Source organism: Lysobacter sp. A421 (assembly GCF_054052145.1).
Genome location: NZ_JBSVRL010000003.1, coordinates 59790 through 82677, shown reverse-complemented (window position 1 = coordinate 82677; position 22888 = coordinate 59790). Strand labels below are relative to the sequence as shown.

The 22888-nt window shown below is 65.7% G+C and carries 20 protein-coding genes; 17 read left to right on the top strand and 3 right to left on the bottom strand.

Annotated features, from left to right (window positions below):
• Positions 1-8 precede the first annotated feature (8 nt).
• Complete coding sequence (locus tag ACW7G6_RS10095) at positions 9-2078, bottom strand: 3-hydroxyacyl-CoA dehydrogenase NAD-binding domain-containing protein (protein WP_456998181.1); 2070 nt, start codon at positions 2076-2078, stop codon at positions 9-11.
• A gap of 221 nt (positions 2079-2299) precedes the next feature.
• On the opposite strand from ACW7G6_RS10095, the gene rpoE reads away from it, so the two are divergent.
• From rpoE to recO, 9 genes are all read left to right on the top strand, one after another.
• Positions 2300-2920 carry an RNA polymerase sigma factor RpoE gene (gene rpoE / locus ACW7G6_RS10090; protein ID WP_456978701.1) on the top strand — a complete coding sequence of 207 codons (621 nt, stop codon included), beginning with the start codon at positions 2300-2302 and terminating at the stop codon, positions 2918-2920.
• Complete coding sequence (locus tag ACW7G6_RS10085; protein WP_456998180.1) at positions 2920-3972, top strand: sigma-E factor negative regulatory protein; 1053 nt, start codon at positions 2920-2922, stop codon at positions 3970-3972. The genes rpoE and ACW7G6_RS10085 overlap by 1 nt, the downstream gene beginning before the upstream one ends.
• 122 nt (positions 3973-4094) lie before the next feature.
• Complete coding sequence (locus tag ACW7G6_RS10080; protein ID WP_456998179.1) at positions 4095-5597, top strand: DegQ family serine endoprotease; 1503 nt, start codon at positions 4095-4097, stop codon at positions 5595-5597.
• A gap of 84 nt (positions 5598-5681) precedes the next feature.
• Positions 5682-7475 (top strand): translation elongation factor 4, encoded by a 1794-nt coding sequence (lepA, locus tag ACW7G6_RS10075; RefSeq protein WP_456978704.1) that lies wholly within the window; start codon positions 5682-5684, stop codon positions 7473-7475.
• Positions 7476-7498: 23 nt separating this feature from the next.
• Positions 7499-8284 carry a signal peptidase I gene (lepB, locus tag ACW7G6_RS10070; RefSeq protein WP_456978705.1) on the top strand — a complete coding sequence of 262 codons (786 nt, stop codon included), beginning with the start codon at positions 7499-7501 and terminating at the stop codon, positions 8282-8284.
• 45 nt (positions 8285-8329) lie between these two features.
• Positions 8330-8710 (top strand): DUF4845 domain-containing protein, encoded by a 381-nt coding sequence (locus tag ACW7G6_RS10065; protein WP_456998178.1) that lies wholly within the window; start codon positions 8330-8332, stop codon positions 8708-8710.
• Positions 8711-8720: 10 nt separating this feature from the next.
• The gene (gene rnc / locus ACW7G6_RS10060) at positions 8721-9383 is read left to right on the top strand and encodes a ribonuclease III (protein WP_456978707.1); all 663 of its coding nucleotides are present in this window, start codon (positions 8721-8723) and stop codon (positions 9381-9383) included.
• Between the two features lie 50 nt (positions 9384-9433).
• Positions 9434-10351: a GTPase Era gene (era, locus tag ACW7G6_RS10055; RefSeq protein ID WP_456998177.1), complete on the top strand. Its 918-nt coding sequence runs from the start codon at positions 9434-9436 to the stop codon at positions 10349-10351.
• Positions 10352-10384: 33 nt separating this feature from the next.
• Complete coding sequence (gene recO / locus ACW7G6_RS10050; protein WP_456978709.1) at positions 10385-11113, top strand: DNA repair protein RecO; 729 nt, start codon at positions 10385-10387, stop codon at positions 11111-11113.
• On the opposite strand, the gene ACW7G6_RS10045 is transcribed toward recO, so the two are convergent.
• A complete protein-coding gene (locus ACW7G6_RS10045) occupies positions 11069-11845 on the bottom strand; it encodes an Hpt domain-containing response regulator (RefSeq protein WP_456998176.1) in 777 nt (258 codons plus the stop codon). The two genes, recO and ACW7G6_RS10045, sit on opposite strands and share 45 nt — an antisense overlap.
• Before the next feature lie 55 nt (positions 11846-11900).
• Here ACW7G6_RS10045 and ACW7G6_RS10040 point away from each other — a divergent pair, with 55 nt between their 5' ends.
• The 8 genes from ACW7G6_RS10040 to ACW7G6_RS10005 all read left to right on the top strand — a co-directional run bounded on the left by ACW7G6_RS10040 (position 11901) and on the right by ACW7G6_RS10005 (position 20751).
• Positions 11901-13940 carry a hypothetical protein gene (locus ACW7G6_RS10040; protein WP_456998175.1) on the top strand — a complete coding sequence of 680 codons (2040 nt, stop codon included), beginning with the start codon at positions 11901-11903 and terminating at the stop codon, positions 13938-13940.
• 75 nt (positions 13941-14015) lie between these two features.
• A complete protein-coding gene (locus tag ACW7G6_RS10035; RefSeq protein ID WP_456978712.1) occupies positions 14016-14633 on the top strand; it encodes a DUF1318 domain-containing protein in 618 nt (205 codons plus the stop codon).
• Between the two features lie 70 nt (positions 14634-14703).
• Positions 14704-16035, top strand: coding sequence for a 23S rRNA (uracil(1939)-C(5))-methyltransferase RlmD (gene rlmD, locus ACW7G6_RS10030; RefSeq protein WP_456978713.1), 1332 nt, complete (start codon positions 14704-14706; stop codon positions 16033-16035).
• 6 nt (positions 16036-16041) lie between these two features.
• Positions 16042-16569, top strand: a complete 528-nt coding sequence (locus ACW7G6_RS10025; protein ID WP_456978714.1) for a CYTH domain-containing protein — start codon at positions 16042-16044, stop codon at positions 16567-16569.
• A gap of 54 nt (positions 16570-16623) precedes the next feature.
• A complete protein-coding gene (gene nagZ / locus ACW7G6_RS10020; RefSeq protein WP_456978715.1) occupies positions 16624-17619 on the top strand; it encodes a beta-N-acetylhexosaminidase in 996 nt (331 codons plus the stop codon).
• The gene (locus ACW7G6_RS10015) at positions 17616-18215 is read left to right on the top strand and encodes a hypoxanthine-guanine phosphoribosyltransferase (protein WP_456998174.1); all 600 of its coding nucleotides are present in this window, start codon (positions 17616-17618) and stop codon (positions 18213-18215) included. The genes nagZ and ACW7G6_RS10015 overlap by 4 nt, the downstream gene beginning before the upstream one ends.
• A gap of 3 nt (positions 18216-18218) precedes the next feature.
• Complete coding sequence (locus ACW7G6_RS10010; RefSeq protein WP_456998173.1) at positions 18219-19001, top strand: S-methyl-5'-thioinosine phosphorylase; 783 nt, start codon at positions 18219-18221, stop codon at positions 18999-19001.
• Between the two features lie 61 nt (positions 19002-19062).
• Positions 19063-20751: an acyl-CoA dehydrogenase family protein gene (locus tag ACW7G6_RS10005; RefSeq protein WP_456998172.1), complete on the top strand. Its 1689-nt coding sequence runs from the start codon at positions 19063-19065 to the stop codon at positions 20749-20751.
• Here ACW7G6_RS10005 and ACW7G6_RS10000 read toward each other — a convergent pair.
• Entirely contained in the window at positions 20735-22822 is a 2088-nt protein-coding gene (locus ACW7G6_RS10000) for a TonB-dependent copper receptor (protein ID WP_456998171.1), read from the bottom strand. The genes ACW7G6_RS10005 and ACW7G6_RS10000 overlap by 17 nt on opposite strands.
• Positions 22823-22888: the final 66 nt, after the last annotated feature.

Below are 22888 nucleotides of genomic sequence, written 5' to 3'. Positions count from 1 at the left end.
TGCAAGGCTCAACGCAACGCGGCGGAGTCCCAGCCCGGTCGCGGTGCAAATCGATCGCCGTGTCGGGCTTGCAGCTGCTTGAGGCGCTCCAGCAGCGCGTCCGCGCCGGTCTCGCGGATGTACTGGATCGGGCCGCCCCGGAACGGTGCGAACCCGGTACCGAAGATCACCCCGGCATCCAGCAGGTCGGCATCGGCGACCACCCCATCATGCAGGCAGGCGACCGCCTCGTTGAGCATCGGCAGGATCAGGCGATCCTCGATGTCGGCGGGCGCTTCGTAGTTCTCGGGCAATTCCGGTTTGATTGCCTTGCCGTCTTCCCACTTGTACAGCCCCTGTCCATCCTTTTTGCCGCGCTTGCCCGGCTCGGCCTGGGTGGCGAGCGCGTCGGGCACCTGCAGGCCGAGGAACGGCGACAGCTCCGCGCCGACCCCGGCCGCGACGTCCAGGCCGACCGTGTCGACCAGTTCGATCGGTCCCATCGGCATGCCGAACTTTTCCGCTGCCTTGTCGATCGCCCTGCCGGGGATGCCTTCCGCGTAGGCGGTGACCGCTTCCAGCATGTACGGGAACAGCACCCGGTTGACCAGGAACCCCGGGGTCCCGGCCACCGGGACCGGCAGCTTGCCAATCGCCTTGCAGAAGGCGGCCAGGCGCTGCCGGGTTTCCGCGGACAGCCCGTCGTGGAGCACGATTTCGACCAGCGGCATCAGTGCCACCGGGTTGAAGTAGTGCAGTCCGGCGAACTGCGCCGGGCGCTGGATCCCATCGCGCAATTCAAGCAGCGGAATCGAGGAGGTGTTGGTGACCAGCAGCGCATCGGGCTTCATTTGCGGCTCCACCGCCGCGTACAGCTCGCGCTTGGCGTCCGGTTGCTCGATGATCGCCTCGATCACCAGGTCCGCGTTGCCCGCGCCGTCGCCGGCGAGATCGCCTTTCAGCCGTGCGGTCACCGCTGGACGTTTCGCCTCGTCCTTGACCTTTTTGGCGAACAACTTGCCGGCGCGTTCCATCGCGGTATCGATGTAACTTTGCTCACGGTCGCTCAGGGTGACCTGGAAGCCCTTGTAGGCCGACCATGCCGCGATGTCGCCGCCCATCACGCCGGCGCCGATCACGTGCACGTGCTGGATGCCGTGATCCCCGCCGCCGGCGGCCTTCAGCCGCTCCTGCAGGAAGAACACCCGGATCAGGTTGCGTGCGGTCGGGGTGGAGGCGAGCTTGGCGACCGATTTGCGCTCGGCCGCCAGCCGCGTCTCGATCCCGCCGCCGGTGGCCTTCCAGGTGTTGACCAGCGCGTACGGTGCCGGGTAATGCTCCTTGCGGGCCTTGCGCGCGACCTGCTTGAGCAGCATCGGTGCGATCACCTGGCGCGCTGGCCAGGTGTTGGTCAGCCAGCCCATGGCGCGTTGCTTGAACGGGCGCTTGCCACCGCGCAGCACTAACGTGGCGGCGGAATCGACCAGCGTCGCCTTGTCCGTAGTCTTGTCGACCAGCCCGTTCGCGCGTGCCGCCGAGGCCGACAAGGTGCGTCCGGTCAGCATCATGTCGAAAGCCGCCGGCGCACCGATCAATTTCGGCAACCGCACGCTGCCGCCCCAGCCCGGATAGATGCCGAGTTTGACCTCGGGCAGGCCGATCCGGGTCGAGGGGTCGTTGCTGGCGACACGGTAGTCGCAGGCCAAGGCCAGCTCGGTGCCACCGCCCATGCAGAAGCCGTGGATCGCCGCGGCGGTGGGGCAGGGCAAGCCGGCCACGCGCTGGAACACCTGCTGGCCACGCTTGAGTGCGCCGGCGACATTGCCTTGCTCGTCGAAACTCCGGAATTCCTTGATGTCGGCGCCGGCGATGAAACCGCTGTCCTTGCCCGAGCGGAACACCACGCCCTTGGGCGGATCGCTGGCCAACCGCTCCACCAGCGAGTCCAACTCGATCAGCACGTCCTGCGATAACGAGTTGACGGCTTCGCCGGCACGGTCGAGCGCCAACACCAGGACGCCATCGGGGCGTACTTCTGCGTGCCAGTGCTGGACGCGCAACCCGGCGAAGGTCGGCACTGCGGTGTCATGAGGGGCCATGCGGCACCATCCGTTCAAGTATGGATCAAGCCGCTATCATCCCGAGGTTGTTTGACCTGCGTCAAATAGGGCAACGTCGACACAGCTTGGACGCCAATGGGCCGATGATGGTTGCGGTCGTGCCATGGCGCCCCAATCGTTGTGGTAATTGAACTTTCGTCCCGACAGGGTTGTCTCATTGCTTGGCCATGGCCGAGCTGACAGGAGTGCCGGCGCGCGGTATGGCCGAGAACAGATTGTTGGATCAGGATCTGGACCAGGAGCTGGTCAGGCGTGTGCAGCAGGGCGACAGCACTGCGTTCGATGCATTGGTACTCAAGTACCAGCATCGGATCGTGGCGTTGATTGGCCGCTACATCTCTGACTGGAGTGAATGCCAGGACGTCGCCCAGGATGCATTCATGCGCGCTTATCGTGCGCTGCCGAACTTTCGTGGCGATGCGCAGTTCTACACATGGTTGCACCGTATCGCCGTGAATACCGCCAAGAACCATCTGGTTGCACAAAAGCGCCGTCCGCCCGCCGATGACATCGAAGTGGGCGACGCCGAGCAATTCGATGTCGGTGTCCGCCTGCGTGACAACGACACCCCGGAACGCGAACTGATGCGCCACCAGGTGGAACAAACGGTGATGCGCGTGGTCGAAGGATTGCCGGAAGACCTGCGCACGGCGATCAGCCTGCGCGAGGTCGATGGTCTGAGCTACGACGAGATTGCACAGAAAATGGAGTGTCCAATCGGAACCGTGCGCTCGCGGATTTTTCGTGCCCGCGAAGCGATCGATATCGAACTGCGCCCCCTGCTTGATACGGACCACGACTCCCCGGAGCGGAAACACTGATGCCGAATAGTCCAATCCCTGACGTCGACCACCATGACGCAAACCATCATGACGCAGACCGCGAGACCCTCAGCGCGCTGTTTGATGGCCAGCTGGCGGGTGATGCCGCGCGTTTCGCACTGAAGCGCCTGGGACATGATCCGCAGTGGCGGCGGACCTGCGGTCACTGGCAGCTGGCCGGTGATGTCCTGCGTGGAAACACCGGCGCCATCGCGCCGCCAGACTTTGCGGCACGGGTAATGGCGGCGGTGGCACATGAGTCGCGCGACGACCTGCCTGCAACGTCGGCGAAGCCCACCGCGGTCGGAGCTGCGGCGATGGCGCGGCGACGCTGGATCGGCGGTGCGGCGCTGGCGGCCTCGGTGGCGATGGCGGCATTGTTCGTCGTGCGGCCATTGACCCAGACCGAGGTGCCCATGCCGGGAACCCCGGCCCAACAGGTCACCACCAGTGCCGATGGGACAGCGGGCGGCTCGGCCACGGTCGAGGCGGGCGGTGCGATGCCGGCATCGACGATGCAAGCACAAGCATCCACGTTGCAAATTGCCAGCGTGCCGCAAGCGCCATTGCCGCAAGCCCCGATTCCGCAGCCGGTGTCACCCGACAACGGCAGTCACCTGGCAACCGCCGCAGCCGCCATCGCGGTGGCCGAATTGCCGCGGCGTGCCAGTGAGCGTCGTTCGCGCGGTCAGTCCCAGCGCGCGGCGCGGCGTGTTGCCAGTCGCGAGGTGCCGGCACAAGCGCTGGCCGCCGCATCGGTCGCGCCAGGCGCGCCGTCGTCAGTCACCGGCACGCTGGCCGAGGTCGATGTCGATGCCGGTGGCGCTTCGGTACACCCGTTCCAGCCTCGCGGCGAGATTGCGTCGCGACCGTGGCCGCGCGCGACGTTGGCTGGTTACCCGGTTGCCGGCGAAACGCTGACTGCCAGTTACGACGGTGGGGACGTTGCAGACTCGCCATCGCCGTCGTTTTATCCATTCCAGCCGCAGGCTTTGCAGGATGACGCGGCAGCCCCGCGATCGGACTGGCCGCAGGCCACCGATTGGCCGTGACCGCGCTGGCCGCGAGCCACCGCGTGCCTGCTGTCGCTGACATTCCCGCAGTGCACGCCCCCGCAGTGCACGTCGTCCCGGGCGGCGCACCTATTTCTTCTTTGTAACTTCAGGCCGATTCCATGAACCGTCCCTTTCGCTCCATTGCCCTGCTCGGCGCGCTTGCCGCTGCCTTGCCCATCGCCTGCACCGCACAGTCCCCGAGCGTAGCCGCGGCGGCCTCGCAGGCGGTCACGCCGCCAACCGCACAGCCCATTGTCAGTGGGCTGCCGGATTTCACCGAGCTGGTGAAGCGGGTGGGTCCGGCGGTGGTCAATATCAGCGCGAAAACCGCGCCGCGCCGCAGCCGTTCGCAGCAGCAACTGCCCGAAGGCGTTGAGGAACTGTTCCGTCGCTTCGGGATGCCGTTCCCGGGCGCGCCGGGTGGACCGCACGGCCCGCGCGGTGGAGCGACGTCGCTGGGCAGCGGGTTCGTGATCTCCGACGATGGCTACGTGCTGACCAATTTCCATGTGGTCGATGGGGCCGACACCGTCACCGTGACCTTGTCGGACCGCCGCGAGTTCCAGGCCGAGGTGGTCGGCAGCGACGAGCAATACGACATCGCGCTGTTGAAGATTGACGCGGACAACCTGCGCTGGCTGCGTCCGGGCCAGTCCTCGGCACTGCAGCCCGGCCAATGGGTGGTGGCGATTGGCTCGCCGTTTGGTCTGGATCATTCGGTGACCGCCGGGATCGTCAGCGCCGTCGGCCGTTCCAACCAGTATTCCGGCCAACAGTACGTTCCCTTCATCCAGACCGACGTAGCCATCAATCCGGGCAATTCCGGCGGTCCGCTGCTCAACACCTCTGGCGAGGTGGTCGGGATCAACTCGCAGATATACTCCAACTCCGGTGGCTACATGGGGGTCAGCTTCGCGATCCCGATCGACCTGGCAATGGGCGCGGTCGATCAAATCAAGGCGACCGGCAAGGTCAGTCGCGGCTTGCTCGGGGTCAACATCCAGGAGGTCAGCAACGTGGCTGCCGAGGCGATCGGTCTGCCCGACAGCCGTGGCGCGATGGTCAGCAATGTCCAGCCCGGCAGCGCCGCCGACAAGGCCGGTATCGAGCCCATGGACGTGATCCGCTCGTTCAATGGTGCCGAGGTGACTGATTTCAGTGACCTGCCGCCGCTGGTAGGCGCAGTGGCTCCCGGCAGCAAGGCGAAACTGGAAGTATTCCGCGGCGGCAAGCTGCGCAAGATCGACCTGGTGGTTGGCGGGGACGAGTCGTTCGCCGGCAATGCGGCACCGGGCGGCAATTCCAGGGCGCCCGGTGCGACCACCTCGACGGGAGTCAATCCGCTGGGGCTGGTGGCACGCGAACTGACTGCCGGGCAACGGCAGGAGCTCGGCTTGAAGGACGATGAAGGCGTGTTGCTGGTCGATGTCGACAACGAGTCTGCGCGTGCCGCGGGATTGCAGGCCGGAGACGTGGTCACCGCCGTTGGTCGCAAGGCCGTAGGCAGCGTCGCGGCATTCAACCGCGAACTGGCCGGCGCCAAGCCCGGTGAGACGGTGATGTTGCTGATCCAGCGCGGCAACTCGAGGCAGTACATGGCAGTGACGGCGCCCGAGGATTGAGTGCTGCATCGGGCGGGCCGGGCGCGGCGGGTATGCGATAATCGCGTGTTGACCTTCCCCGGCCCAGAGCCCGTTGCCGCCCGCATGCAGCAGATACGAAACTTCTCCATCATCGCCCACGTCGACCACGGCAAGTCGACCCTGGCCGACCGCATCATCCATATGTGCGGCGGCCTGAGTTCGCGCGAGATGGAGGCCCAGGTGCTCGACACCAATCCGATCGAGCGCGAACGCGGGATCACCATCAAGTCGCAGTCGGTATCGGTGCCGTATACCGCGCGTGACGGCAAGACCTACCAGCTCAATTTCATCGACACTCCCGGCCACGTCGACTTCAGCTACGAGGTCAGCCGCTCGCTGGCCGCCTGCGAAGGCGCGCTGTTGGTGGTGGACGCCGCCCAGGGCGTGGAAGCGCAGTCGGTCGCCAACTGCTACACCGCCGTCGAGCAGGGCCTGGAAGTGGTGCCGGTGATCAACAAGATCGACCTGCCGACGGCCGATATCGATCGCGCCAAGGCCGAGATCGAGGCGGTGATCGGGATCGACGCCAGCGACGCGGTCGCGATCAGTGCCAAGACCGGGCTGAACGTCGAGGAAGTGCTGGAGGCGATCGTCACCCGCATCCCGCCGCCCCAGCCGCGCGACACCGACAAGCTACAGGCGCTGATCATCGACTCGTGGTTCGACAACTACCTGGGCGTGGTCAGCCTGGTGCGGGTGATGCAGGGCGAGATCACACCCGGCACCAAGATCCTGGTGATGTCGACCGGTCGCACCCACCTGGTCGACAAGGTCGGCGTGTTCACCCCCAAGCGCAAGGACATGGCCAAGCTTGGCGCGGGCGAGGTGGGCTGGATCAATGCCTCGATCAAGGATGTGCACGGCGCTCCGGTGGGCGACACCCTGACCTTGGCCAGCGACCCGGCCAGCAAGCCGTTGCCGGGCTTCCAGGAAATGCAGCCGCGCGTGTTCGCGGGCCTGTTTCCGGTCGATGCGGACGATTATCCGGACCTGCGCGAAGCGCTCGACAAGTTGCGCCTGAACGACGCGGCGATGCGCTTCGAACCCGAGTCTTCCGAGGCGATGGGGTTTGGCTTCCGTTGTGGTTTCCTAGGCATGCTGCACATGGAGATCGTCCAGGAGCGGCTGGAACGCGAGTACGACCTCAACCTGATCAGCACTGCGCCGACGGTGGTGTACGAGGTGCTCAGGACCGATGGCGAGATCGTGTCGCTGGACAACCCGGCCAAGCTGCCGCCGGCCAACCTGATCGAGGAAGTCCGCGAGCCGATCATCCGCGCCAACATCCTGACCCCGCCCGATTATGTCGGCAACGTGATCACCCTGTGCGAGGAAAAGCGCGGCAACCAGATCGGCATCACCTACCTGGGCAGCCAGGTGCAGATCAGCTACGAGTTGCCGATGAGCGAGGTGGTGCTGGACTTCTTCGACCGGCTCAAATCCGTATCGCGGGGCTACGCATCGCTTGACTACCATTTCCTGCGTTTCCAGGCCGGCCCGTTCGTGCGCGTGGATACCCTGATCAATGGCGACAAGGTCGATGCCCTCAGCATCATTACCCATCGCGCGCACGCGGACAGGCGTGGCCGGGAGATCAGCGAGAAAATGCGCGAACTGATCCCGCGGCAGATGTTCGACGTGGCCATCCAGGCCGCAGTGGGCTCCCAGATCATCGCCCGCAGCACGGTCAAGGCAATGCGCAAGAACGTGCTGGCCAAGTGCTACGGTGGCGACATTTCGCGCAAGAAGAAGCTGCTCGAGAAGCAAAAAGCCGGCAAGAAGCGGATGAAGCAGGTTGGTAACGTCGAGATCCCGCAGGAAGCGTTCCTGGCGGTACTGCAAGCCGACCACAAATAGTCGCAACACATTGAGGAAGACGCATGCGTTGGTTTGAAATTGCCCTGGTGACGTTCACCGTCGTGTCCGGTTTGGTGTGGCTGCTCGACAAACTGGTACTGGCCCGGCGCAGGGCCGCCTATCAGGGGCTGCTCGATGACGATGCCGAGCCGTGGTATGTCGATTATGCGAAGGCGTTCTTTCCTGTGTTGCTGGCTGTATTGGTGCTGCGAAGCTTCATCGCTGAACCGTTCCGGATCCCCTCCAATTCGATGATGCCGACCCTGCTGACCGGCGACTTCATCCTGGTCAACAAGTTCGCCTACGGCTTGCGCCTGCCAATCACCAACAGCAAGTTCATCGATACCGGCGAGCCCGAGCGCGGCGACGTGGTGGTGTTCCATCCGCCGCATCATCCCGAGCAGGACTGGATCAAACGCGTGATCGGGCTGCCGGGCGACCGGATCGGCTATTACGACAACCAGGTCCATATCAACGGTGTTCCCGTCGCGTACGAATCACTGGGCAGCTACCAGGGCCATGGCAAGGGCACCCAGATGACCGGGGCCGAGGAGCTGCGTGAACAATTGCCGGGTCGCACGCACGTCGTGCTGGAGCGCACCAACCTGCCATTTACCGACCCCGCGCAGGGTGAGTGGGTGGTGCCGGCCGGTCAGTATTTCGTGATGGGGGACAATCGCGACAATAGTGAAGACAGTCGATACTGGGGCTTCCTGCCGGAGGAGAACCTGCGCGGCAAGGCGTTCCTGATCTGGATGAATATCGATGGGGGGATCAATTTCTCGCGCGTCGGGCAGTCGATCCAGTAGGGTCCGGCAGCACGGCGTGCAACCAACAAAAGGGGAGTAACTGAAATGAAGCGTACGCAAAGTGGCATGACGCTGGTGGGGTTCATCATCGTTTTGGGGGTGGTCGGTGTGTTCATCTACATGGGGATGAAGGTGATACCCATGTATTCGGAGTACTACTCGGTCAAGCAGGCGCTGGAGGGCCTGGAGAATGAAGCGGACATCGCCAGCCAATCACCGGCAAAAATCAAGGACATGTTTTTCCGCCGTCTGTACATCAGCTACGCGGAAACGGTGAAGCCCGAGCACGTCAAGATCGTGCGCCAGGATTCCGGGTACCTGATCACGGTGGATTACGAAGTGCGCAAGCCGCTGATTGCGAACCTGGACGTGGTGGGCAAGTTCAGTACCGAGAAGCAATTGCGGCGCGGCGTCGGGAAGCACTGAGCGGGACCGGATGGTGACTGACCGGATTGGCCATGCTTTCACGCGGACCGAATTGCTGTCCCAGGCGCTGACCCATCGCAGTGCCGGTGCGCCGCATAACGAGCGGCTGGAATTCCTCGGTGACGGACTGGTCAACCTGTTTGTTGCCGAGGCGTTGTACCTGCGCTGGCCGCGAGCCGACGAGGGCGCGCTGACCCGCGCGCGCGCCGAGCTGGTGCGCGAATCGGCGCTGGCGCCAATTGCGCGTGCGCTGGCATTGGGCGATCGGCTGACAATGGGCCCGGGGGAGATGAAGTCCGGCGGACATCGCCGCGATTCGATCCTGGCCGACGCAGTGGAGGCGCTGGTCGCAGCCATTTACCTGGACGCCGGGTTCGAGGCCTGCCGGGCCGTGGTGATGCCATGGTTCGCCGAACAGATGGACGCGTTGCCGCCGCCGCACAAGGTCGGCAAGGACGCCAAGACGCGGCTGCAGGAATGGCTGCAAGGCCGACAAAAACCGCTGCCGGTATATCAGTTGATCGCCGAAAGCGGTGAGGACCATGCCAAGACCTTCCGGGTCAGCTGCAGCCTTGGACAACCGACGCTGGTGACCGAAGGTGAGGGCAATTCGCGTCGTGGCGCGGAGCAGGCGGCGGCGGCGGCGGCATTGGCGGCCGTCACGGCGGCCTGAATCGGGTGGCGGTGGGCGACCACTCACCTGTCTGGCTTTACAATCTCCTCATGAATCCATCGCAGAATCCATCGCACCGCAGCGGCCACGTCGCCGTCATTGGCCGTCCCAACGTCGGCAAATCCACCCTGACCAACGCCCTGGTTGGCGCCAAGGTGAGCATCGTCTCGTCCCGGCCACAAACCACCCGTCACCGTTTGCTGGGTATTGCCACCTTTGCCGATGGCCAACTGCTGTTGGTCGATACCCCCGGCCTGCATCGTGACCAGGGCAAATCCACCGCGACCGCCATGCATCGCTGGATGAATCGCGCAGCCCGAGGCGCTCTGGAAGGCGTGGATGCGGCGATGCTGGTGGTGCGTGCAGGCAAGTGGGAGGAGTCGGACAGCTTCGCTTACCAAGCCCTGAGCCACGCGGGTGTGCCGGTGATCCTGGTGGTCAACCAGATCGACCGGATGAAGGACAAGACCGACTTGTTGCCCTACCTGGCGCAGGTATCGGAAGGACGTGACTTCGCCGGCATCCATCCGATCTCCGCGCTCAAGCGCAAGGGCCTGGACCCGCTGGTCAAGCAGTTGCTGGGCCTGATGCCCGAGCAGGCAGCGCAGTATGGCGATGATGAGATCACCGACAAGAGCCAACGCTTCCTGGCCGGTGAACTGGTCCGCGAGCAACTGATGCGCCAACTCGGCGAGGAGCTGCCGTATGCCACCACGGTGGAAATCGAGCGGTTCATCGTCGACGGCCCGCTGCTGCGGATCGGTGCGGTGATCTGGGTCGAGCGCGATGGCCAGAAGGCGATCGTGATCGGCAAGGGCGGTGAACGGCTGCGCGAGATCGGCACCCGGGCGCGGATACAGATGGAGCAACTGTTCGCGGCGAAAGTGTTCCTGGAGACCTGGGTCCGTGTACGCGAAGGCTGGTCGGACGACGAGGCCGCGCTGCGGGCGTTTGGCTACCACGACTGACACCATCATCCACGGTGGGACCTGCGAGTGGCCATGCGCCTGAACAAGGAACCAGCGTTTGTCCTGCATGCCCGCGCGTGGCGCGAGACCAGCTTGCTGGTCGAGGTGCTGAGCGCCAACCATGGCCGTTTGGGACTGGTGGCGCGCGGCGTGCGCGGCGCCCGGCAACATTCATTGCGCGCGGCGTTGCAACCATTGCAATGGATCGCCCTGGATGCGGTGCAACAGGGCGAGCTGGCCCAGTTGCGCAGCGCCGAGGCACTGGATGCCGCGCCGCGCCTGACCGGCGAGGCGATGCTGGCGGGGTTCTACCTCAACGAGCTGAGCTTGCGCTTGACCCCGCGCGGTGAACCGCAGCCCGGGCTTTTCCTCGCCTACGCCATCACCCGCGAGCGACTGCGTGCCACCGAACCACTGGGATGGACGTTGCGGCGCTTCGAGCGTGACCTGCTGGAAGCGTTGGGCTACGGCCATGACTGGACGTGCGACAGCGATGGCGTCCCCATCGACCCGGCCGCCCGCTACCGGGTCGACCCCGAGCGTGGCCTGGAGCGGCTGCTCAGTGACCGTGGCCATGACGACCGCCGCCAGGCCGCGACGGGGCGCGGGCTGTTGTCGCTGGCCGCCGACCAGCTGCCAGCGGACGATGACCTGCCGGGACTGCGACGCGTGATGCGGGTACTGCTGGCCCATCATCTCGGCCCACGTGGCTTGAAGTCATGGGAGATGCTGGCGGCCCTGCCAAGGATCGGTCGACGCTGACGCGCGTAACCCGTCAAGCGTGGCTTGCGCCGCGGCATCGAAGCGGGAGATCGCCACCGTGGTTTCCGGGTCCCGCTGCAATGCCTGCACCGACGCACCCAAGCGTGCCGCACCCACAAAACCGCAACTGGCGCGCAGCTTGTGCAGCTCGTCGTGCAACTGGTCAAGCTGGCCCGCACCCGCCGCGGCCATGACCCGCTGGCGCACGGACGGAAGCTCGTCGCTGAAAAGCCGTCGCAGCGTCTCGATGTGGTCGCGATTGCCATTGAGTGCGGTGGCGGCGGCCTCGTCATCCCATAGCGGTGGGGTGTCGGTGGCATCGGTGGCCACTTCGATGTCGGTCCCGGTGCCGGCCGCCAACCCGAGCACCTGCCGTACCGTCGCTTGCAGGTGTGCGGATGACAGTGGCTTGACCAGGACTTCCTTGAAGCCCGCCAGCGCAAGTGCTTCCAGCACGGCCGGCTCGCGGGAGGCAGTGTGGGCGATCCCTGGGATGTCCGGGTGCATGGCCTGCAGCTGAGCGAGCAATGCCGCCCCGGTGCCGTCGGGCAAGCTGGCGTCGAGCAGCCACAGGTCGTACCGGCCAGCGTTGGCCAGTGCCGCCGCCGCCGCCACGCTGCCGCTGCAGTCAACCCGGGCCGGCACCGCGCCCACGGCGGCGGCGAGGAAGGCGGCGCTGGTCGGATCGTCCTCCACCAGCAAGATGCGGGGCAGATCGGGTGTCGTATTCATCGGGAACCCTGTCTTGGCTGGTTATGCTGCGACGATGGTTTTTTCGATACTACCCTTGCGACTGCGCCGTTTGTCCAGCGCCGCCGGCGTTCTGGTCCTGGCGGGGCTGCTGGTGAGCGGCGCTGCCCAGGCACGTTCGGTCACCGCCCACATCGATCGGGTCGACACCGCCGTGGCCAACCTGCGCGGGGTGGAGGTGGAACTGTCGTGGCCAGCCGACGCGCCGCAAGGGGCGCTGCGGTTGCACGTGCGCGAGGCCGTGTCACCAGCCCTGGGCTATCGATTCACCGGGCTGGACTGGCGCTGCCCGCTGCAGCGGGTGGAAGCGGCGGACGGAGGCAATAGCGGTTGGCGCTGCACCGGCCCGGTACGTGGCGGCGGCAAGGTGATGCAGCTATCGGTCGCAATCGACGCGGCGTCGACCCATGCCAGTCTGTCGGACGGGGCCCCCCGGATCGAATTGCACCGCAGCGCGGCCCGGCCCGATGCCACCCGGATCGACCTGGTCCAGGTGCCGTTGGCCTGGGCACAGGCGCTGGCGTCGCAGGCCTGGGAGGCGGCGCGAATCACCGGCGGCACCCTCGACAGCCAGCTGCTCATCACTGCGCCCGATAATGCTCCATTGCGGATCGCCGGTCCGCTCGCCCTGTATGCGGCCGGATTTGATACGCCCGATGGCACAATTGCCGCGGCAGGGCTGGAGGCACGGCTGGATATCGAAGCCCTGCTGGGTGATCGTGACAGCGTCAACGTGGCCGGTACGCTGGGAGACGGCGAGCTGCTGTTTGGCTCCACTTATGTGTCGCTGCAGCAGCGCCAGGTCGACTTGCTGGTGGCGGCGCAGCGGCAGGATGGACAGGGCTGGCAACTGCCGCGCCTGCAATGGCATGACCCCGGATTGCTGGTGGCCGACGCCACGGCGGCGTTTGACCTGGACGGCGGTCTGCAAGCCCTGGACGCGCGCGTCCACGCACCGGTACTGGCACCGCTGCGGGACGGCTACCTGAGCGGCTGGCTCGGGATGGCGGGGCTGGAAGAGCTGACGCTGGATGGCAGCGCCGATGCACGGGTGCGGATGGAGGAAGGGGCATTGGTCGAGGCCTCACTGTCACTGCACGAGGTGAGCTTGACCGACCCAGACGACCGATTCGGCTTTCAAGGGCTGGATGGCGACCTGCGCCTGTCCTCCGCTTCCACGGTGGACAGTGAGCTGCGCTGGCGGGGAGGCACGCTGCATGGCATTCCCTTCGGCGCGGCCTCGTTGCCCTTCACCAGTGACGCCGGAGCGTTGCGCCTGGCGGAACCGGTCGATCTGTCCATCCTGGGCGGCAATGCGCACTTCGATCACCTGCAGATCCGACCGCCAGCGGCCGATCGGGAGCTGGATATCCGCTTCGGCCTGGCGTTGCAGGCACTGGACATCGCGCAGCTGTCGGAGGCCCTGGATTGGCCGGCGTTCACTGGCCAGCTGAGCGGGACCATTCCCCATGCCAGCTACGTCGGTGACCGCTTGCAGTTCGATGGTGGCCTGAACGTGCAGCTGTTCGGCGGCGAGGTGGCGGTAACCGGGCTGTCGATGGAGCGTCCGTTCGGTGTACTGCCGACACTCTCGGCCGATATTGCCTTCAATGACATCGACCTGCTGTCGCTCACCGGCGCATTCGACTTTGGCAGCATCAGCGGCAAGCTTGACGGCAACATCGCCGAGCTGCGACTGGTGGATTGGCAGGCGGTTTCCTTCTCGGCCCGCATTGCCACCGACCGCCATCGCGGCGTGCGCCAACGGATCAGCCAGCGCGCCGTGCAGGACCTGACCAGCGTCGGCAACGCGTCGTTCGTGAACTCGCTGCAATCACAATTGATCGGCTTCTTCGACGACTTCGGCTATTCGAAGATCGGAATCGGCTGCACGCTGTCACGGGAGGTGTGCACGATGGACGGGATAGGTTCAGCGGGCGAGGGCTTTATACTCGTACGTGGCTCGGGCCTGCCGCGATTGACCGTGGTGGGCTTCAACCGCCGGGTCGACTGGCCGACGCTGGTCGAACGCCTCGCCGCGGTAGGCAAGGGAGACGTGAAACCGGTAGTTGAGTAGCATGCTGTCGACTAGCGTGTTGTTGACTAGCGTAGCGTCGAATCCATATTCGGGGACTTCCCCAGGAGATAGCTCATGCGTCGTTGGATGGGAATTCCGGTTGCTGCGGTGATGATCACCGCCTGTGTCACGATCAATGTCTATTTCCCGGCCGCCGAAGCGCGCGAAGCAGCCAAGCAGTTCGTCGAGAAAGTTATCGGCGATCAACCCCAGCCCTCCACTCCGGTCGAAGAAGGTGACGGCGGGCCAAGCGCCATGCTGGATGCGGGCTTGCTCAAACAGTTGGCTTCACGGGTTGACCTGTATGCCTTGATCGGCATCGGCAGTGCACACGCGCAGTCACCGGACATCAGTATCCAGACGCCGGCGATCCAGGCGATCCAGGCACGCATGGCCTCGCGCTTCAACTCCAGCTTGCGTGCGGGTTTCGATGCCGGCGCGCTCGGGTTTGCGAGCGACGGTACGATCGTGGTCCGCGATGCTTCCAAGTTGGCGTTGAAGGACCGGGCCAAGGTCCAGCAGGCGGTGGCGGAAGACAATCGCGACCGCAATGCGGTGTACCGCGAGGTCGCGGTCGCCAACGGCCATCCGGAGTGGGAGTCGCAGATCCGCGGGGTTTTCGCCAAGCAGTGGATCGCCAGTGCACGCAGTGGCTGGTGGTACCAGAGCGGCGGTGCGTGGAAGCAGAAGTAGGGATTGCCGCGTCCCGCGGGGTCGGGACGCATCTGCGATAATGCGCGGCCCGGTTTCCTGCGTCCTGCCTGTGGCCCGCATTGATAAAACCCCCTTTGAGGCCGTAATCGACGGCATCACCCACGACGGCCGCGGTGTCGCTCATCTTGCGGACGGCAAGGCGGTCTTCATCGCCGGTGCGTTGCCGGGCGAGCGGGTGATGGCGACCCGGACGGGTCGTCATCGCAGCTTCGACGAGGCCAGGACGGTAGAAGTGCTGGAGGCGGCGCCCGAGCGGGTCGAGCCGCGATGCCAGCACTTCGGCACCTGCGGTGGCTGCGCCATGCAGCACTGGGCCCAGGACAAGCAGATCCTGGCCAAGCAAAATGTGTTGCTGGAAAATTTCCAGCGCATCGGTCACGTCACGCCCGAGCGCGTACTTGAGCCGCTGACCGATGCGGCCTGGGGCTATCGCCGCAAGGGCCGGTTCTCGGTGCGCAGGGTCGACAAGAAGGGCAAGACACTGGTCGGCTTTCGCGAAACCGATGGGCGTTTTGTCGCCGATATTTCCCATTGCCACACCGTGATCCCGGCGATTGGGGAGAAGGTCGAGGCGCTCGGGCTGTTGGTCGACAGCCTGCAGGCGCGTCGTGAAATCCCGCAGATCGAGTTCATCGCCGGCGACCCGATGCCGGACTTCAACGGTATCGCCTTGACCATCCGCCACATGGTCCCGTTGACGGCGGATGACCTTGCGGCGCTGGTCGCCTTCGGTCAGCAGCACGGGTTTGCGATCTTCCTGCAACCCGGTGGGGTCGACAGTGTGCATCCGTTGTGGCCGCAGGAGCCAAAGCTCGCGTTTCGCCTGCCGCAGTCGGAACTGGAGTTCGTGTTTCAACCCTTGGACTTCATCCAGGTCAACGCCGGTCTCAATGGCAAGATGATCGACCTGGCGATCGAGTTGCTGGACGCGCAAGCCGATGACCGGGTGCTCGACCTGTTCTGCGGGCTGGGCAACTTCACCCTGCCGCTGGCGCGCTGCGTGCGCGAAGTGGTCGGGGTGGAAGGCGATGCGGGACTGGTCCAGCGTGCCCGCGACAACGCGGAGCACAACGCGATCGGCAACGCCAAGTTCCACGCCGCGGACCTGGCCAGGGACCTCGGCGATCAACCCTGGATGCGCGAAGGGTTCGACAAACTGCTGCTGGATCCACCGCGCTCGGGTGCCGATTTCGTGCTGACGCAGTTGCCGCTGGAGCAGTTCAAGCGGATCGTCTACGTGAGTTGCCATCCGGCGTCGCTGGCTCGTGATGCCGACTACCTGGTCAATCAACGAGGCTGGAAGTTGCGCGCCGCAGGAGTGATGGACATGTTCCCGCACACCGCCCATGTCGAGTCGATCGCGATGTTCGAGCCGGGCTGACATCCGATGGCGATTGAAATCGAGCGCAAGTTCCTGGTCGTCGGCGATGGCTGGCGCGACGCGGCAGACAAGGTGGTGCCGATGGCGCAGGGTTATCTCAACGACCTGGCGGCGATGGACGAGGCGGGCGAGGGCCGCGTGATGAAGGCTTCGGTGCGGGTGCGGATTGCCGGCGATGCGGCCTGGCTCAACCTCAAGTCGTGCCAGTCGGGACATACCCGGCAGGAGTTCGAGTATCCGGTCCCGGTGGCCGATGGGCGCGCGCTGCTGGCGTTGAGCGTGGGCGGCCTGATCGACAAACGGCGGCATTACGTGCGTTTCGAGGGCCACCTGTGGGAGGTCGATGAATTCCTCGGCGACAACGCCGGGCTGGTGGTGGCCGAGATCGAACTGGAACACGCCGATGAGGCCTTCGCGCACCCGCCCTGGCTTGGCGCCGAGGTCACCGATGAGGTCCGCTACTACAACCTGGCGCTGGCCAATCGACCGTACACGCAATGGAGCCAGGCGGAACAGCGCGCCTACCAGAGCTGATCAACTGCGCGACAATGGCGATATTGCCTTTCTTGACCTGTCCAGGAGTTTCCCATGCTCGTGATCGGCATTGCCGGCACCGAACTGACCGCGCAAGAGCGCGACTGGCTGCAGCACGATGCCTGCGCCGGCGTGATCCTGTTCACACGCAATTTTGCGTCCCGGGCACAGGTTGCCGAGCTGTCCCAGGCCATCCGCGCGGCCGCCCCACGCCCGCAACTGATCTGCGTGGACCAGGAGGGCGGCCGGGTACAACGCTTCCGTGACGGTTACAGCGCACTGTCATCCTTGCAGGAGTTCGGCACGCTGTTCACGCGCGATCGCGAGGCGGCGTTGAAACTTGCCGGGGAGCACGCCTGGGTGATGGCCAGCGAGATCAAGGCCAGTGGCGTGGACCTCAGCTTTGCGCCGGTGGTCGACCTCGGCCGTGGCAACCGTGCGATCGGTGACCGGGCGTTTTCCGAAGATCCCGCGATCGTCGCCGAGTTCACCAGGGCTTACGTGTGCGGCATGCATGAGGCCGGGATGGCGGCGACGCTCAAGCATTTCCCGGGCCATGGATCGGTGCTTGAAGACACCCATTTCGATGATGCCGTCGACCCTCGCTCGCTGGAAGAGATCCGGGCGTCGGATCTGGTGCCATTCGTCGCCGGCATCGAAGCCAGGGCGGACGCGGTGATGATGGCGCACGTGGTCTATCCGCAGGTTGCGCCGGAGCCGGCAGGGTATTCAAAGCGCTGGATCGAGGAGATCCTGCGCCAGGAAATGGGCTTCCGCGGGGTGGTGTTTTCCGATGACATCGGCATGGCCGCCGCGTTCTCGGCCGGAGGCGTCAAGCAACGCGTCGACCTGCACCTGGATGCCGGCTGCGACGTGGTCCTGGTCTGTCACCCCGAACTGGTCGAGGCGTCGTTGAAGGCGGTGGAAGGACGCAAGCTCAACACGATGGCCTTGGGCGGGCTGATTGGCGGCGGCCCGATGGGCTGGGACAACCTGCTCGCCGACGCCCGTTACCAGAAAAACCGTGACCGCCTGGAAGGGCTGGCATGACTACTCCCCTGTTGCGTGACGCGCTCGCCAATGCGGACCTGTTGTTTGACCGTGAAGCGCTGGAAAAGGCAATCGCAGCCATGGCCGTGGCCATCCGCGCGGATTATGCGGACGCGAGCCTGATCGACGCGGAGCATTCCGGGATCGACCCGGTCGATGCGCGCCCGGTCTACCTCACGGTGATGCACGGCGGCATGCCGTTTGCCGCGCAACTGGGGTTCGAGCTGGGTGCGCTGGGCCTGGACCTCGAGTTCGATTACCTGCACGCCACCCGCTACCGCGGCGCGATGACCGGCGGCGAGCTGGCCTGGAAGCACCGCCCGGCGACCTCGCTGCGGGGCCGCCGGGTGCTGTTGGCCGACGACATTTTCGACGAGGGCCACACCATGGCGGCGATTACCGCCTGGTGTCGCGAGCAAGGTGCGGCAGATGTGCGGATTGCCGCACTGGCAGTGAAAATCCACGACCGCGTAGTACCCGGCCTGCGTGCCGATTATGTCGGGATCGAGTTGCCGGACCGTTACGTGTTTGGTTACGGGATGGATTACCACGAGCAAGGCCGTAACCTGCCGGCCATCTACGCATTGAAGGATTGAACCATGGAAAAGCCCGTCGACAAGCCCATCGAACTTGCCGTCATCGGTGGTACCGGTCTTTACCGGTTGGCCGAGCTTGTCGATGTTGAATCGCACCAGCCGGCAACCCGTTTTGGCGTCCCCTCGGGGCCGGTGCGGGTCGGTACCCTGGACGGCCACCGGGTGGCATTCCTGGCCCGTCACGGCGAGGGCCATTCCCTGCCGCCCCACCGGATCAATTACCGCGCCAACCTCGCCGCGCTGCAGGCACTGGGCGCGCGCCGGGTGCTGGCGCTCAATACCGTCGGCGGCATCACCGAGCGCTTCGGTCCCGGCGTCCTGGGCTGCCCCGACCAGTTGATCGACTACACCTGGGGCCGGGTGTCGAGCCTGTGCGATGACGGCGCGGATGGAAGCGGGGGCGACGAGGTGCTGCATGTCGATTTCGGCGAGCCTTACACCCGGTCGCTGCGCCGCTTGCTGATCACCGCCGCGGCGAGCGCCAATATCGAGATGGTCGGCGCCGGCTGCTACGGCGCCACCCAGGGACCGCGACTGGAAACCCGCGCGGAGATTGCACGGATGCGGCGTGATGGCTGTGACCTGGTCGGCATGACCGGCATGCCCGAAGCCGGCCTGGCGCGCGAGATGGGGCTGGACTACGCCTGCCTGGCGATCGTTGCCAACTGGGCCGCGGGTACGGGACCCGATCCCGACGAGGTGATCACCTTGCAGGATGTGCTGGACAACGTTGCGAGGGCCTCGTCCAGCGTGCCGGCGTTGTTGCGCCGGCTGCTGGACAGCTAGCTGGCGGCAGCGGCGGTCGCGGTGCGCTAGATTCGGGGCTCAGCCGTGACCGGAGCCGGGAATGAAGCCTCCATCGTTTGATCGCGCGAGCTACCAGACCCACCAGGTCCAGAACCAGCCGCCGGCGTTCGCGCCGCGCGACCTGTGGCGTGATGACGTGGTCCTGCGTGAGGCCGCTGCGGCGGAAGGCGCCGGCGCCTACCTGGAGTCGCTGGGTAGCTACGGAAACTTGGCCGGCAGTCACCTGTACGAATGGGCATTCGATGCCCACCGTGACCGGCCGCGGTTGCTTGGATACGACCGGTTCGGGCATCGTATCGACCGGGTGGAGTTCCACCCCGCGTACCACGCCCTGATGCAGGCCGCGATCGAGCACGGTGTCGCCGGTTTGTCGTGGCGTGACGCGCAACCCGGGGCGCATGTCGCGCGTGCCGCGTTGAGCTACCTGCACCACCAGGTCGAGCCCGGTACCAGCTGCCCGTTGACCATGACCCACGCTGCGGTGGCAGTGCTGCGCCGTGAACCGGGACTGGCGGAATGGGCGGACAAGGCCGCCGCCCCGCATTACGACCCGCGCGAGCTGCCGATCGGCGACAAGGTCGGCGTCACCATCGGCATGGGCATGACCGAGAAGCAGGGCGGCAGTGATGTGCGCAGCAACACCACCGCCGCCATGGCGCTACCCGATACCGGCGAGCCGTCCGCGGCATCGACGTACCGGCTGGTCGGACACAAATGGTTCTTCTCGGCACCGATGAGTGACGGCTTCCTGGTGTTGGCGCAGGCGCCGGGCGGCTTGAGCTGCTTCCTGATGCCGCGCCGGTTGGCCGATGGCAGCAGGAACGCATTCCACCTGATGCGCCTGAAGGACAAGCTGGGTGACTGGTCCAACGCGTCTGCGGAAGTCGAGTTCTGCGGCGCGCAGGCATGGCGGATCGGCGAGGAAGGCCGCGGTATCGCCACCATCCTGGAAATGGTGATGCTGACCCGGCTGGACTGCATGTTGGGCAGCGCCGCGCAGATGCGCATGGCCCTGGCGCAGGCGATCCATCATTGCCGTCACCGGCGTGCCTTCGGCCAGCGGTTGGTGGACCAGCCGCTGATGCGCAACGTGCTCGCCGACCTGGCGATCGAGGCCGAAGCGGCGCTCGTGCTCTCGATGCGGGTCGCCCGCGCGGTCGATGCGGCGTCGCGCGATCCTGCTGAGGCGGCGCTGGCGCGGGTGGCCACGGCGATCGGAAAATACTGGATATGCCGGCGCGCGCCGGCATTCGTCAACGAGGCCCAGGAGTGCCTGGGCGGGAATGGCTATATCGAGGAGTCGATCCTGCCGCGCCTGTACCGGCAAGCGCCGCTGAATTCGATCTGGGAAGGCAGCGGCAACATCCAGTGCCTGGATGTCCTGCGCGCGTTGTCGCGGGAACCGGAAACCGCCGCTGCGTTGTGGGTGGAGCTGCAGCTTGCCGGCGATGGCCATCCCGACCATGCCGCCGCAGTCGACGCCCTGCGCGCGCCACTGCATGGCGAGGTCGTGGTCGACCCGGCCGGGGCCCGCCATTTCGTCGAGCGGCTGGCGCTGGCCCTGCAGGCCGGTATCCTGTTGCGTGCGGGTAGCCCTGCAGCGGAGGCGTTCTGCCGCAGCCGCCTGGGCGGTGCGCACGGATTGGCGATGGGGACCTTGCCGCCGGACCTGCCGCTGGACGGCTTGATCGAGCGCGCGCTCCCCGTCGGGATCAATACGTCAGGTTGAGCTTCATCCAGGCGGTACGCCCCGGCTCATGGATCCGTATCGGATCGGCCGGATAGCCAAAGTCGGCGTTGCCGGCCAGGTTCAGGTGCTCGCTGTAGTTGCGATCGAACACGTTGTCGACGCCGAACGTTAGCTGCAGCTTCTCGTTGAACCGGTAGCCACCGTTGACGGCGAAAGTGGCGAACCCCGCGCTGGGTCCCAGGTCCTGGCCGACCACGCTGCCTTGCGCCAGCGCGACACGATCCTGGGCCGCGACAGCGCGGACCAGGGCGCCGACTGACCAGCGGGTGTCGTCCCAACCCAGCGACAGGCGCGCCTCCAGTGGCGGCATTTGTGGCAACGCGGAGCCGGCGTCGCGGTTCTTGCCGCGGGCGTAGGCGAGGGTACCGCCCAGCTTCAGCGGTTTGGTCGGGCGGTATTCGACGCCGATCTCGCCGCCGCGGACGGCCGCGTCCACGTTGGTGACCTGGGACATCGGGCCCATCATGCCGCCGGCGTGATAGCGGAACAGGAGGTAGTCGTTGATCCGGCCGGCATAGGCCGACACCCAGGCGTCCACCTGCCTGGTCCGGTACTGCAGGCCGATATCGAGCTGGGTGGTCTTTTCCGTCCTCGTCCCGGCGAACGCATTGGCCGTGCCTGTCGGCCCCATGTCAGGCGAGAACAACTCCCAGTAGTCGGGCATGCGCTCGGTATGGCCGATACCGGCATACCAGTTCAACGGCGCATCGCCGAGGTCCTGCTCGAAACGGGCGAAGCCGGCGGTCAGCGTTTCATGGCGCGTGTCACCGGCGGTCGGGTTGGGCGTCGTGGCCATGCCGACAACTTGGCGCTGGTCAGTGGCTTGCGCGCGATCGGCACGCACACCGGCAACCAGCCGCTCGCGATCGGTGACCCACCAGGTGGCCTCGGCAAATACACCTACCGTGCGCATTTGCGCATCCGTCGTCCACGGTTGGGCCTTGTAGGTGCCCCGGCCGTGGGCGCTGCGTCGGCGGTGGCGGCTGTCCTGACCGTCCACGCCCGCGGTCAGGTCGATGTCATCCGTGCGCCAGGTGGCCGCGAAACGGCCGCCGACGGTGGTGCGCTCGACATTGGATGCCATCGGCATCGGCATCGGGCCATTCGGGTTGGGTTCGCGCAGGCTGTAGTTGTCCATCACGTGATCGGCGCGGTTGTAGAACACGTTCGCCTCGATTTCGTCCAGTACGCCCGCCAGGTTCTTCTTTTCCAACCGGATCGAGTAGCTATCACGCTGGAACTGCGAGCCGTCCATGCCGCGACCGGCGTAACGGGCCTCGCCGTCACCGGCGCCGGCCGACATTTCCACGATGGTGTCCGCGTCGGGCGTCCATCCAAACGCCAGGTCGGCATTCCACTTGTTCCAAGCCGATGGGACTGCGTTGCCGTCGCCGTCGCGGTAGTCGTGGGAATCGGAACGGTTGGCGCTGATGCGCGCATAGCCGGGTTCGGCGCCGAAGGTGGCATCGAACACCTGGTCGTTGCGCGCAAACGAGCCTGCCAGCAGGCTGCCGGCCAGCTTCAGGGTGGGCGCGTCGAACTGCTCGCGGTCGCGCGAGAAGCGCACGGTGCCGGCGGAGGCGCCAGGGCCCCAGAGCACGGTCTGCGGGCCTTTCACCACGACCAGACTGTCGTAGGTCTCCGGGGAGACGTACGACATCGGGTTGTCCATCCGCGACGGACATGCGCCGGGCATGGCGCCGTCGTTGCTGAGCAGGTTCAGGCGGGAGCCGAACATGCCGCGCAACACCGGATCACCATTGGTGCCGCCATTGCGGATCGCAGTGAAGCCGGGGATGGTCTTCAGGTAGTCGGCGCCGTCACTGGCGGGCACCGGCTGGCGCGGCAGCCGCGGGTCGGTCTCGAACGTGAGTGCCGATACCGGGGCAGCGGCGGTGACGACCAGTGCATCGAAATCAATCGGAGTGCGGGACATTGCCTCGGCGGCGTCCCGTTCATTGGCTTGGGCCGGCAGCGAGAGCGCGGCGGCGATGGCAACACACAGATACAGATACGACGAACGGTTGGACGAATGACGTAGGTGTGACATGGGAACTCCAGAACACCGGGGTGCAAGCGGGCGTCACCGCATTGCGGGGCAGGGAACTGCGTGACA

What these genes read in the sequence shown, in the direction of transcription:
- ACW7G6_RS10015 (WP_456998174.1), top strand. Translation starts at nt 17,616, where the DNA reads ATGACTACTCCCCTGTTGCGTGACGCGCTCGCCAATGCGGACCTGTTG.
- rpoE (WP_456978701.1), top strand. Translation starts at nt 2,300, where the DNA reads ATGGCCGAGAACAGATTGTTGGATCAGGATCTGGACCAGGAGCTGGTC.
- ACW7G6_RS10095 (WP_456998181.1), bottom strand. Translation starts at nt 2,078, where the DNA reads ATGGCCCCTCATGACACCGCAGTGCCGACCTTCGCCGGGTTGCGCGTC.
- rnc (WP_456978707.1), top strand. Translation starts at nt 8,721, where the DNA reads ATGGTGACTGACCGGATTGGCCATGCTTTCACGCGGACCGAATTGCTG.
- ACW7G6_RS10035 (WP_456978712.1), top strand. Translation starts at nt 14,016, where the DNA reads ATGCGTCGTTGGATGGGAATTCCGGTTGCTGCGGTGATGATCACCGCC.
- recO (WP_456978709.1), top strand. Translation starts at nt 10,385, where the DNA reads ATGCGCCTGAACAAGGAACCAGCGTTTGTCCTGCATGCCCGCGCGTGG.
- ACW7G6_RS10000 (WP_456998171.1), bottom strand. Translation starts at nt 22,822, where the DNA reads ATGTCACACCTACGTCATTCGTCCAACCGTTCGTCGTATCTGTATCTG.
- era (WP_456998177.1), top strand. Translation starts at nt 9,434, where the DNA reads ATGAATCCATCGCAGAATCCATCGCACCGCAGCGGCCACGTCGCCGTC.
- lepA (WP_456978704.1), top strand. Translation starts at nt 5,682, where the DNA reads ATGCAGCAGATACGAAACTTCTCCATCATCGCCCACGTCGACCACGGC.
- ACW7G6_RS10010 (WP_456998173.1), top strand. Translation starts at nt 18,219, where the DNA reads ATGGAAAAGCCCGTCGACAAGCCCATCGAACTTGCCGTCATCGGTGGT.
- ACW7G6_RS10065 (WP_456998178.1), top strand. Translation starts at nt 8,330, where the DNA reads ATGAAGCGTACGCAAAGTGGCATGACGCTGGTGGGGTTCATCATCGTT.
- nagZ (WP_456978715.1), top strand. Translation starts at nt 16,624, where the DNA reads ATGCTCGTGATCGGCATTGCCGGCACCGAACTGACCGCGCAAGAGCGC.
- ACW7G6_RS10085 (WP_456998180.1), top strand. Translation starts at nt 2,920, where the DNA reads ATGCCGAATAGTCCAATCCCTGACGTCGACCACCATGACGCAAACCAT.
- ACW7G6_RS10025 (WP_456978714.1), top strand. Translation starts at nt 16,042, where the DNA reads ATGGCGATTGAAATCGAGCGCAAGTTCCTGGTCGTCGGCGATGGCTGG.
- ACW7G6_RS10045 (WP_456998176.1), bottom strand. Translation starts at nt 11,845, where the DNA reads ATGAATACGACACCCGATCTGCCCCGCATCTTGCTGGTGGAGGACGAT.
- ACW7G6_RS10080 (WP_456998179.1), top strand. Translation starts at nt 4,095, where the DNA reads ATGAACCGTCCCTTTCGCTCCATTGCCCTGCTCGGCGCGCTTGCCGCT.
- lepB (WP_456978705.1), top strand. Translation starts at nt 7,499, where the DNA reads ATGCGTTGGTTTGAAATTGCCCTGGTGACGTTCACCGTCGTGTCCGGT.
- ACW7G6_RS10005 (WP_456998172.1), top strand. Translation starts at nt 19,063, where the DNA reads ATGAAGCCTCCATCGTTTGATCGCGCGAGCTACCAGACCCACCAGGTC.